The 9,654-nt window shown below is 71.5% G+C and carries 9 protein-coding genes; 7 read left to right on the top strand and 2 right to left on the bottom strand.

Annotated features, from left to right (window positions below; all coding sequences use genetic code 11):
- The first annotated feature begins 91 nt into the window (after nt 1-91).
- From ACWFR3_RS45810 to ACWFR3_RS45785, 6 genes are all read left to right on the top strand, one after another.
- A complete protein-coding gene (locus tag ACWFR3_RS45810; RefSeq protein ID WP_453740665.1) occupies nt 92-1,051 on the top strand; it encodes a fumarylacetoacetate hydrolase family protein in 960 nt (319 codons plus the stop codon).
- Complete coding sequence (locus ACWFR3_RS45805; RefSeq protein ID WP_453740664.1) at nt 1,048-2,979, top strand: acyl-CoA synthetase; 1,932 nt, start codon at nt 1,048-1,050, stop codon at nt 2,977-2,979. Before ACWFR3_RS45810 ends, ACWFR3_RS45805 begins: the two co-directional genes overlap by 4 nt.
- Nucleotides 2,976-4,496 (top strand): bifunctional 3-(3-hydroxy-phenyl)propionate/3-hydroxycinnamic acid hydroxylase MhpA, encoded by a 1,521-nt coding sequence (gene mhpA / locus ACWFR3_RS45800; protein WP_453740663.1) that lies wholly within the window; start codon nt 2,976-2,978, stop codon nt 4,494-4,496. Before ACWFR3_RS45805 ends, mhpA begins: the two co-directional genes overlap by 4 nt.
- Nucleotides 4,497-4,668: 172 nt before the next feature.
- A complete protein-coding gene (locus tag ACWFR3_RS45795) occupies nt 4,669-5,316 on the top strand; it encodes a TetR/AcrR family transcriptional regulator (protein WP_453740662.1) in 648 nt (215 codons plus the stop codon).
- Nucleotides 5,317-5,445: 129 nt separating this feature from the next.
- Nucleotides 5,446-5,787 carry a hypothetical protein gene (locus ACWFR3_RS45790; RefSeq protein WP_453740661.1) on the top strand — a complete coding sequence of 114 codons (342 nt, stop codon included), beginning with the start codon at nt 5,446-5,448 and terminating at the stop codon, nt 5,785-5,787.
- A 63-nt stretch (nt 5,788-5,850) separates the two neighbouring features.
- Nucleotides 5,851-6,990: a diaminopropionate ammonia-lyase gene (locus ACWFR3_RS45785; RefSeq protein ID WP_453740660.1), complete on the top strand. Its 1,140-nt coding sequence runs from the start codon at nt 5,851-5,853 to the stop codon at nt 6,988-6,990.
- 67 nt (nt 6,991-7,057) lie between these two features.
- Here the strand turns inward: ACWFR3_RS45785 and ACWFR3_RS45780 are convergent, their stop codons facing one another.
- Complete coding sequence (locus tag ACWFR3_RS45780) at nt 7,058-7,447, bottom strand: VOC family protein (protein ID WP_453740659.1); 390 nt, start codon at nt 7,445-7,447, stop codon at nt 7,058-7,060.
- A gap of 87 nt (nt 7,448-7,534) precedes the next feature.
- The gene (locus tag ACWFR3_RS45775) at nt 7,535-7,987 is read right to left on the bottom strand and encodes a MarR family winged helix-turn-helix transcriptional regulator (protein ID WP_453740658.1); all 453 of its coding nucleotides are present in this window, start codon (nt 7,985-7,987) and stop codon (nt 7,535-7,537) included.
- 168 nt (nt 7,988-8,155) lie between these two features.
- On the opposite strand from ACWFR3_RS45775, the gene ACWFR3_RS45770 reads away from it, so the two are divergent.
- Nucleotides 8,156-9,613, top strand: coding sequence for an MFS transporter (locus tag ACWFR3_RS45770; RefSeq protein WP_453740657.1), 1,458 nt, complete (start codon nt 8,156-8,158; stop codon nt 9,611-9,613).
- The last annotated feature ends 41 nt before the right edge of the window (nt 9,614-9,654 follow it).

The raw sequence follows: 9,654 nt of genomic DNA, 5'->3' as shown, positions 1-9,654 counted from the left end.
GGAGGGCAGCCAGCATGAAAACCATCCCTGCCCCACCCGCGCAGACCCAGAGTCGCGAACTCACGGGACGCACTCAAGAAGGTAGGGCGGCATGAGTACGAACGTGGCACGCACCGACGACGGCTGGTGGGTCGAGCACGATGGGCGGCTGACCCGGATCACCACCGACGCGACCACCACCGCGGAGCTGCTCGCCGACCGGTCGGCGATACAGAAGGCCGCCGGATCCCCCGACCCCGACGGTCCCCGGCTCCAGGACGCCGGCCTGCTGTCCCCGGTCACCGCGCCGGCCCGGATCGTCGCCCAGATGGTCAACTACCGCAGTCACGCCCGGGATTCGGGCATCGACCCCGACACGGTGCCGCCGGCGTTCTTCCGCAAGGCCTCCGGTTCGCTCTGCGGACCCACCGACGCCATCCGGTGCCCCGACCACGTCGGGTTCCTCGACTACGAGATCGAACTCGGCCTCGTCATCGGGCGGCGGATCGATGTCGGCACCGTGGTCAGCGAGGAGGACCTCCGCGATGTCGTCGCGGGCCTCGTCGTCACCAACGACGTCAGCGCCCGCGACATCCAGCTGACCCGCACCCAGTTCTACGAGTCGAAGTCCTATCCGACGTTCACCCCCGTGGGCCCGTTTATCACCCTGGTCGACGGCGACGAACTCGCCGCCCTGGAACGGCTGCGCCTGACCTTGAGCGTCAACGGCGAGATCCGCCAGGACAGCACCGTGGCTGACATGATCGTCAAGCCGGCTCGTGCACTGACCCTGCTCGCCCGCTTCCAGACACTCGACGCCGGGGACCTGGTGCTCACCGGCACACCGGGCGGCACCGCCCTGAAGTCACCCGGACCGGTACTGGAGAAGATCGGCGCGCTGCTCCCGCCGGCGATGAAGTGGAAAGCCTTCTTCAAACGGCAGGCCGGCAACCCCCACTACCTCAAGGACGGTGACGTGATCGCCGCGACCATCACCGACCCGCTGCGGGGCATCGACCTGGGCCAGCAGACCAACATCGTGCGCGGAGCGGCGCGCAGGGCCGCCCGGTGAGCGCGGCCGGCCTCCCGCCGCTGGCGTCCGTGGCGGACCTGCACGCCATCGAGCGCGTGCCGCTTGCCGACCGTGATCTCGCGCTCACCACCTACGAGTTGCTCGTGCGGGCCGCACGGCGGTGGCCCGACGCCCCCTGCTGCCTGTGGATCCCCGACGCGGCCGCGATCGGGCAGCATGTGATCCTCACCTTCGGCGCGCTCCTCGATCGTGTGCACGCGCTCGCCCACGCCCTGCACTCGGCCGGCGTCGGACGCCAGGACGCGGTCACGCTGATGGCGCCCAACTGCAGCGACCTGCTTGCCACCACCCTGGCGGCCGAAGCCGTCGGTATCGCGGCACCCGTCAACGCCGCGCTCGACGTGCGCCACCTCGCCCACCTCATCCGCCTGACCGGCTCGCGCGTCATGGTCACCGCGGGCCCCGAGCTCGACGCGACGCTGTGGAACCGGCTTCTGGAGGGCGCCGCGGACCTCGGGATCCAGACCCTCATCGCCCTGTCACCCGACGACCGCGACCGCGACCGAGACCGCGACCGCGGCAGGGCGCCGGCCCTGGAGACCCGGCCGGGGCTGCGCACCGTACGGCTCGACGATCTCTTGCACGACGGCCCGCCCGCCCCCGCCGCCCTGCCCACCGCACCCCCCGCCCCCGATGACCTCGCCGCGTTCTTCCACACCGGCGGCACCACCGGCACCCCCAAAGTGGCCGCCCACACCCACCGCAACCAGGCGGTGATGGCCTGGAGCATCGCCCTGGCGGGCGGCGCCGACGCGGGACAGAGCATCGTCGCCGGCCTGCCGCTGTTCCACGTCAACGCCCTCCTGGTGACCGCCCTGGCGCCGATGGTGACGGGAGCCCGGTCGATCTGGCCGAGCCCGCTCGGCTACCGCGACCCCAAGCTGTACGCGTCCTTCTGGCGGCTGATCGAGCACTACCGGCCCCGCGCCATGTCCGCGGTGCCGACCGTCTACGCCTTCCTCGCCGCCGTGCCGATCGACGCCGACATCAGTTCGCTGGCCCGTCCGGTGGTCGGTGCCGCGCCCCTGCCGGACGGCGTACGGCGGGCGTTCGCCGAGGCCACGGGCCTCGAACTCCTGGAGGGCTACGGCCTGACCGAAGGCACGTGCGCCTCCTCGGCGACCCTCCCCGGCGACGTGCACCCAGGTTCGGTCGGCCAGCGGCTGCCCTACCAGCGGGTGGAGGCCGCCGTGATCGACGAGGCAGGCGGCCGGGTGCGGCCCCTTCCGGCGGGAGAGACCGGCGAGCTGGTGATCAGCGGGCCGACCGTGTTCGCCGGGTATCTGCGGCGCGACGGCGACCGCCGGTACGTATCCGGCGGCGACGTCCTCGTCGACGGCCGGCTGCGCACCGGCGACCTGGGCTTCGTACGCGAGGAGCGGATCCACCTGCGCGGCCGGCGGAAGGACCTGATCATCCGCGGCGGCCACAACATCGACCCCGCGGTCATCGAGGACGCCCTGCTCGGCCATCCCGCCGTGAGCGCCGCCGCGGCCGTCGGCCGGCCCGACCGCTCCTCCGGCGAGGTCCCCGTGGCATTCGTCGTGCTCGCCGACGCCGACGTCACCGCCGAGGACCTGACGGCCTGGGCGGCGGAGCACATCAGCGAACCGGCGGCGCGCCCCAAACGGATCACCGTGCTCGACTCGATCCCGCTCACCGAGATCGGCAAGCCGTTCAAGCCCGCCCTGCGCGAGGCGGCCGCGGCCCGGCACTTCAAGGACGAGCTCGCCGAGCACGGCATCGACGCGGTGGATGTCTCCGTCACGCACGAGGCAGGCCGCCTGGTTGTACGACTGACCGGTGAGGGCGATGCCGACAAGGCCGCAGCCGTCCTGCACCGCTACGACGTCCACGTCCACGTCGTCGTCCACGTCCGCACCGAGGCGGACGGAGCGCGACGATGACATCGGCTCCCTCCTCGCCCCCGGCCGACGCCCGGGACGTGATCGTGATCGGCGGCGGTCCCACCGGACTGGCGACAGCCACCCTGCTGGGCCAGCACGGGCTGCGCGTCGCCGTCGTCGAGCGGCATCACGACGTCTATCCGCTGCCGCGGGCGGTCCACCTCGACGACGAGGTCTACCGCATCCTCCACCAGCTGGGCGTCGGCGAGGAGTTCGCCGCCCACACCCGCCCCTCCGCGGGGCTGCGGCTCGTCGACGGGCGCCACCGCGAGCTGGCCACTTTGACGCGCGAGCGGATGACGGACACGGGTCTGCCGCAGGCCAACATGTTCGACCAGCCCGACCTCGAACGCCTGCTGCGCACCAACCTCGCAGGTTTCCCCGGCGTGCAGGTCCTCAACGGCCACGAACTGCGGGGCCTGGACACCGACGGCGCTCCACCGGTCACCGCCCACGTGCAGCGCCCCGACGGCACCGAGACCGATCTGTACGCGTCCTGTGTGATCGGCTGCGACGGCGCCAACAGCACCGTCCGCCGCCAACTGGGCCTCGGCTGCGACGACCTCGGCTTCGACCAGCGCTGGCTCGTCGTCGACGTCCGCTGCACCCGCGACCTCGATGCGTGGGACGGCGTACACCAGGTGTGCGACACCCGCCGGGCCGGGACGTACATGCGCATCGGCCCCGACCGCTACCGCTGGGAATTCCAGCTCCTCGACGGCGAGAGCGCCGCGGACTTCGCCGGTGTCCCGGCGCTGCGCCATCTGATCGGACCCTGGGTCCGCACGATCCCGGACGAGCACCTGAGCGTGCTCAAGTGCGCCGAGTACACCTTCCGTGCCCGCGTCGCGCAACGGTGGCGCGCGGGACCCGTGTTCCTGGCCGGGGACGCCGCCCACGTCACCCCGCCGTTCATCGGCCAGGGTCTGTGCGCGGGCCTGCGCGACGCCCACAACCTGGCGTGGAAAGTGGCGGCCGTGCTGCACGGACGGGCCGGACCCGCACTCCTTGACTCCTACGAAGCCGAACGCAAGCCGCACGCGACAGCAATGATCAAACGGGCCAAGGCCATGGGCCAGGTGATGACGGGCGGCGGCCCCCTCGCCGCTCTCGCGCGCCGCCGGATCGTGCCCGCACTGGCACACTCCCGGACCGTGCGGCGGACCCTGCTCGACAGCCGCACCCCGGCCCTCACGCCGGGTCCCCGGATCCGGCGGCGCACGCCCCGCGCCGTACGCGGCACGCTGCTTCCCCTGGTCCGCCTGCCCGGCCCGGACGGTCAACTCGTGCTGGTCGACCGGATACTGGGCAACCGCACCATGGTCGTCGCGCTCCCGGGCACGGACCTCGCAGCGGTGCCCGACGCACTGCCGTCGACATGGCTCACCGTCGACCCGGAAGGCAGCGACGGCGAGCGACTGCTGGCCCGCTGGCTCCGGGACGCGGGGGTGGGCTGGGCCAGGGTCGACCCCGACCGCGTGATCAGTGCGGCCGGACCGGCGGGCGTGCTGGGGTGAGCCCGGACACCGCCGGCACCCGCAGCGACTTCATGCCGCTGCGGGTGCCGGGCCCGCCACGGGCGGCGGGGTGGGTCAGGCGCAGGGGGAGCGGGCGCGTGGGGCACATGGGGAGCGGGCACGCGGTGAACCGATGGGTGAGCCGACGACCGCCCCGGATATGATCACGGCTATGTCTCCAGAGCCACCATCGCGCGGGCAGCGGCGCAAATTGCGCACACGCATGGCGCTGATCGAGGCCGCGCAGGAGATCTATGCCGAGCGAGGCGACCTCGAGGTCAGCATCCAGCAGATCACCGAGGCGGCCGACGTCGGCTTCGGATCGTTCTACAACCACTTCACGTCCAAGGCGGAACTGCTCGACGCGGCGATCGCCGAGGCACTTGAGTCGCATGCCGCCTGGCTGGACACCGTGCTCGCGGATGTCGAGGACCCCGCCGAGGTCTTCGCGACGTCGATGCGCCTGACCGGACGCCTGGTCCGCACCCGCCCCCGGATCGCCCGGGTCCTGATGAGCGGCAGGGAAGCACTGCTCTCCGCGCCCTATGGCCATGCCCCCCACGCTCGCCGGGACATCGAGGCGGCGATCACCGCAGGCCGTTTCGTGACGGAGGACATCGGGGTGGCCCTCGCCTGCACGGCGGGGTGCCTGATCGCGGCGATGCACCTGTGCGGCCGCGACCCGCAGGCATCGGTCGAGGACGTCACCGACCAGGCCGTGCTCAACGTGCTGCGGATGTTCGGCATGCAGGACACCGAGGCCCACCGGATCGTGGCGCTCCCGCTCCCCGCCGACGAGCCGCAGCCCACGACGATCTGAGGCCGCGCAGCCCGCAAGGACCCGTCCGGGTGAGGGCGGACGCCGCCCGGCCAGGCGATGCGCCTTCGTGCCCACCGAGTCAGACACGCTGGGTGGGCCCGTTGCCCCTGCGTATCTCGGAGCTGCTTCGTGGATCAGGCCACCGCCGGACCGGTCGAAGAGGACGCCTACCTCGCCGTCTGCGCTCACACCCACCTGTTCCCCGGAGCCCGTTGCCGCATCCGGGGCCTGGCCGACCCCGAGGCGTTCGCGACAACCCCGCGGCCGGTCGAACTCGCACTGCGCTTCGCCGACGACGTACTCACAGAGGCAGAACTGCGCACTGACGCCCCGGCGGGGAACGTGCTGAGGGTCGCGGCCTACACCACCGGCGCCGGCACCTCCATCGAGGAGCGCTCCTGGCTGATCCGGGAGCTCACGCCGACCGGCGAGGATGTCGAGTTGGTGGTCGGCGGCTCTGCTTCGCGGTAGGCGGTCCTCTCGCGAAGCAGCGGCACTGGACCCACGGGATGGTGCCGGAGCAAGCTGCATGGCGTGACTGAGAACCTCTCCCCGGCCCCTTCACCCGCCCGTGCCCTGACGTGGTTCGCGCAGACCGGCGCCCGGTCCCGGACCTGGCGCTGTGCCCCCGCCGACCCCGGGGTGCGGGAATTCCACGCTTCCCTGCCGGAGTACGTCCCCACTCCGCTGACCGAACTGCCGTCGCTGGCAACCCAATGGGGCGTCGGGCGGGTCTTCGTCAAGGACGAGTCGTCGCGATTGGGGCTGCCCGCGTTCAAGGCCCTGGGCGCATCGTGGGCCGTGCACCGTCTGCTGGCCGAGCGGGCGGCGGGCGGCACGCATCCGGTTCAGGTCACGCTGGTGACCGCCACTGACGGAAATCACGGCCGGGCCGTGGCACGCACGGCGCGTCTGCTGGGACAGGGGGCCCGCGTTTTCCTTCCGCAGGGTGTGCATCCCGAGGCTGCCGCAGCCATTTCCGCCGAGGGAGCCGAGGTCACCCAAGTCACCGGAAGGTACGACGAGGCCGTACGCCTGGCCGCCGAGGCATCGGCGGCCCCGGACGCGGTCCTTGTCCAGGACACCGCCTGGCCCGGCTACGAGCAGATCCCGGGCTGGATCGTCGAGGGCTACTCCACGCTCTGCGTCGAGATCGACGAGCAGCTGACGGCCGCGGGCATCGATGAGGGCCCCGACCTGGTCGCCGTCCCCGTGGGGGTGGGGTCACTGGCGCAGGCCGTCGTCACCCACTACCGCAGCCGCCCGGCCGGGCAGGGGCCGGCGTTGCTGGCGGTGGAGCCGGAGGCAGCCGCGTGCGTCCTGGCAAGCCTTCGCGTCGGGGAACCCGCCAGCGTGATCACCGGCGAGACCGTCATGGCGGGGCTGAACTGCGGAACCCCCTCCAGCATCGCCTGGCCCTACCTGACGAACGGTCTGGATGCCGCGATCGCCGTCACCGATGCCGACAGCGCCGGGGCGGTCGCCACGATGGCCGCACTCGGTATCTCCTCGGGCCCCTGCGGCGCCGCCGCGCCGGCCGGGGCGGGCGCCGTGCTCACCGGACCCGGCGCCGGCGAACGCCGCACCGCACTGGGGCTCGGCCCGACCGCGGTGGTCGTCCTTCTGAGCACCGAGGGCAGGGCAGCCAACCCCGCCCCCGCCGGCCACCTCTGAAGCCCGGATCTCCGGCAAGCCGAACTCCGGATCCCTGCGGCGGGCTCCGGGCCGGCGCGCCGCGCGGTCACGGTGCCAGGGTGCGCAGGACGCAGAACTCGTTGCCCTCGGGGTCTGCCATGACCACCCAGTTGCCGTCCGGGCCTTGACCGACATCCGCCCTGGTGGCGCCGAGGCCGAGCAGGCGGTTCACCTCGTCGTCGGTGCTGCCGTCGATGGGGCTGACGTCGAGGTGCAGCCGGTTCTTCACGGTCCTGGCCTCGGGCACCTGTATGAACTGCACGGTGGGCGGCATCTGGCGGGCGCGCACCTCCTCGACGGTCGGTACCCAGGAGCCGATCTCGACTTTGCCCTCGCTCCGGTCGATCACTTTGAAGTCCAGGGCTTCGCACCAGAAGGCCGCGAGTCCTTCCGGGTCGTGGCAGTCAACGGTCAGTTCGGTGAACCTACTTGTCATGTCTCTCCCCGATAGTGCGGACCGTGATCAGGGTATGGGTTCGTGCCGTCCGTCCGGAGTCGGGGATCTTTCTTCCTGCCGGGTGCGTCAGGACCGGGGCCAGGGCTGGCCGCTGAGCCGTTCGATGCTGGTGTTGAACCGCTGGACGTAGTGGGCGAAGATCTCCACGTCCTCGGCCGACCAGTCTTCGAAGACCTTGTCGAGCCCGCTGATCTGCACGTCGCGCTCGACATCAAGGCGCTGCTCGCCCTCGGTGGTCAGCTGGAACTTGCGCGCCATGCCGCCCTCCGGGTCGGGGATCCGCTTGAGGAGCCCGGCCTTGACCGCGCCCGCCGTCTGCCGGTTGAGGGTGGAGGCGTCGAGCTGGAAGGCATCGCTGAGCTGCCCGATCGACATCGGCCCCTGTGCCCGGATCCGGCTGAGGATGATGTACGTGCTTCGCTCCAGGCGGTCTTCCTGCTTGCGGCGGTTGTCGCTGCCGAACTGGTGGCGCCCGAGAATCATGTGCTCGAACTCGACCAGGTGCGATGGCTTGTCCATGTGCGCGTCCTCCCGGATCGACGGTATCGCGGTGCGTTGCGGCCGCTGCGCCGCCGGCGGGGGACTCCCACCTCTCCACTCATGTGCATCATGCACGTAACGTGCACGATACTTCCTGTGTGTATGCTGCACATCGTTGCATACGTTGAAGAGATTGAGGAGCCCGTCATGGATGCCTCCAAGCCGAGCAGCCGGGCGGGCGCCGTCGTCGCCACCCTCGCGCTCGCCGGCACCGTCGCCGCGATCATGCAGACCCTGGTGACGCCGCTGATCGCCGAGCTGCCGCAGATGCTGGACACGTCGCCGTCGAACGCGGCGTGGGTGGTGACCGTCACCCTGCTGGTCGCGGGCGTGTGCGTGCCGGTCTCCGGTCGCCTCGGCGACCTGGTGGGCAAGCGCCGCATGATGCTCGTCTGCGTCGTGCCGCTGATCATCGGCTCGGTGGTCTGCGCGCTCTCCTCCTCCCTCGTGCCGATGATCGTCGGACGCGGGCTGCAGGGCATGGGAATGGGCATGGTGCCGCTCGGCATCGCCCTGCTGCGGGACGTCGTACCCACCGAGAAGCTCAGCGGCTCCATCGCGCTGGTCAGCGCATCCATGGGCATCGGCGGCGCGATCGGCCTGCCGATAGCCGCAGCCGTCGCCCAGTACGCGAACTGGAGGGTGCTGTTCTGGGGGTCGGCCGTCCTCGCCCTGATCGTCGGCTTGATGATCTTCATCATCGTGCCGGACGCTCCGGCGGCGGCCAAGGGCCAGCGCTTCGACGCGCCCGGCGCCGTCGGCCTCGCCATCGGTCTCGTCTCGCTGCTGCTTGCCATGTCCAAGGGCGCCGACTGGGGCTGGGCCTCGGGCACCACGCTCGGACTGTTCGCGGTCGCCGTCGTGGCGCTGCTCGCCTGGGGCTTCTACGAACTGCGCACCCGCGACCCGCTGGTCGACTTGCGGACCACTGCCCGCCCGCGCGTCCTGCTCACCAACGTCGCCTCCATCCTCATTGGCGTCGGCATGTACTCCTTCATGCTGATCGCGCCGCAGCTCCTGCAGTTCCCCGAGGCCACCGGCTACGGCCTGGGCCAGTCGATGCTGGCCGCCGGCCTGTGGATCGCCCCCGGCGGCATCATGATGATGCTCATCTCGCCGCTCGGCGGAAAGCTGATCAACGCGCGCGGCCCCAAGCTCGCGCTCGTCTGCGGTGCCGTCGTCATCGCGGCCGGCTACGCGGTCGCCCTGCCCCTCATGGGCACGGCCTGGGGCATCATGGTCGCCGGCATCGTGATCAACAGTGGTGTCGCCCTCGCCTACGGAGCCATGCCCGCCCTGATCATGGGTTCCGTACCGCTCTCCGAGACGGCTGCCGCCAACGGCTTCAACGCGCTGATGCGTTCCCTGGGCACCACGATCGGCTCCGCCGTGATCGGTGTCGTCCTGGCCCAGATGACCACCACCATGGGCGACTTCACCTTCGCCTCCGAGGACGGATTCCGCACCGGCTTGATGATCGGCTGCGGTGTCGCGCTGGTGTCCGCCGCCGTGGCGGCGCTCATCCCCGCGGTGCGCATCGCGGGCGGCGAAGCGCCCGCCGACGAGCAGCCGGTCGGCGTCGGCGAGGCGCCGGCACGCACCTGAGCCCACACACGCGGCGTGCGGTGTGCCCCCACCGGGTGGTG

Source organism: Streptomyces sp. NPDC055189, from assembly GCF_053606765.1.
The sequence above is the reverse complement of the archived record's forward strand: the minus strand, read 5'-3'. Positions and strand labels throughout refer to the sequence as shown.

Bases quoted from the DNA above. Each gene is read 5' to 3' on its own strand.
- ACWFR3_RS45810 (WP_453740665.1), top strand. From the start codon at position 92: ATGAGTACGAACGTGGCACGCACCGACGACGGCTGGTGGGTCGAGCAC.
- mhpA (WP_453740663.1), top strand. From the start codon at position 2,976: ATGACATCGGCTCCCTCCTCGCCCCCGGCCGACGCCCGGGACGTGATC.
- ACWFR3_RS45795 (WP_453740662.1), top strand. From the start codon at position 4,669: ATGTCTCCAGAGCCACCATCGCGCGGGCAGCGGCGCAAATTGCGCACA.
- ACWFR3_RS45780 (WP_453740659.1), bottom strand. From the start codon at position 7,447: ATGACAAGTAGGTTCACCGAACTGACCGTTGACTGCCACGACCCGGAA.
- ACWFR3_RS45775 (WP_453740658.1), bottom strand. From the start codon at position 7,987: ATGGACAAGCCATCGCACCTGGTCGAGTTCGAGCACATGATTCTCGGG.
- ACWFR3_RS45770 (WP_453740657.1), top strand. From the start codon at position 8,156: ATGGATGCCTCCAAGCCGAGCAGCCGGGCGGGCGCCGTCGTCGCCACC.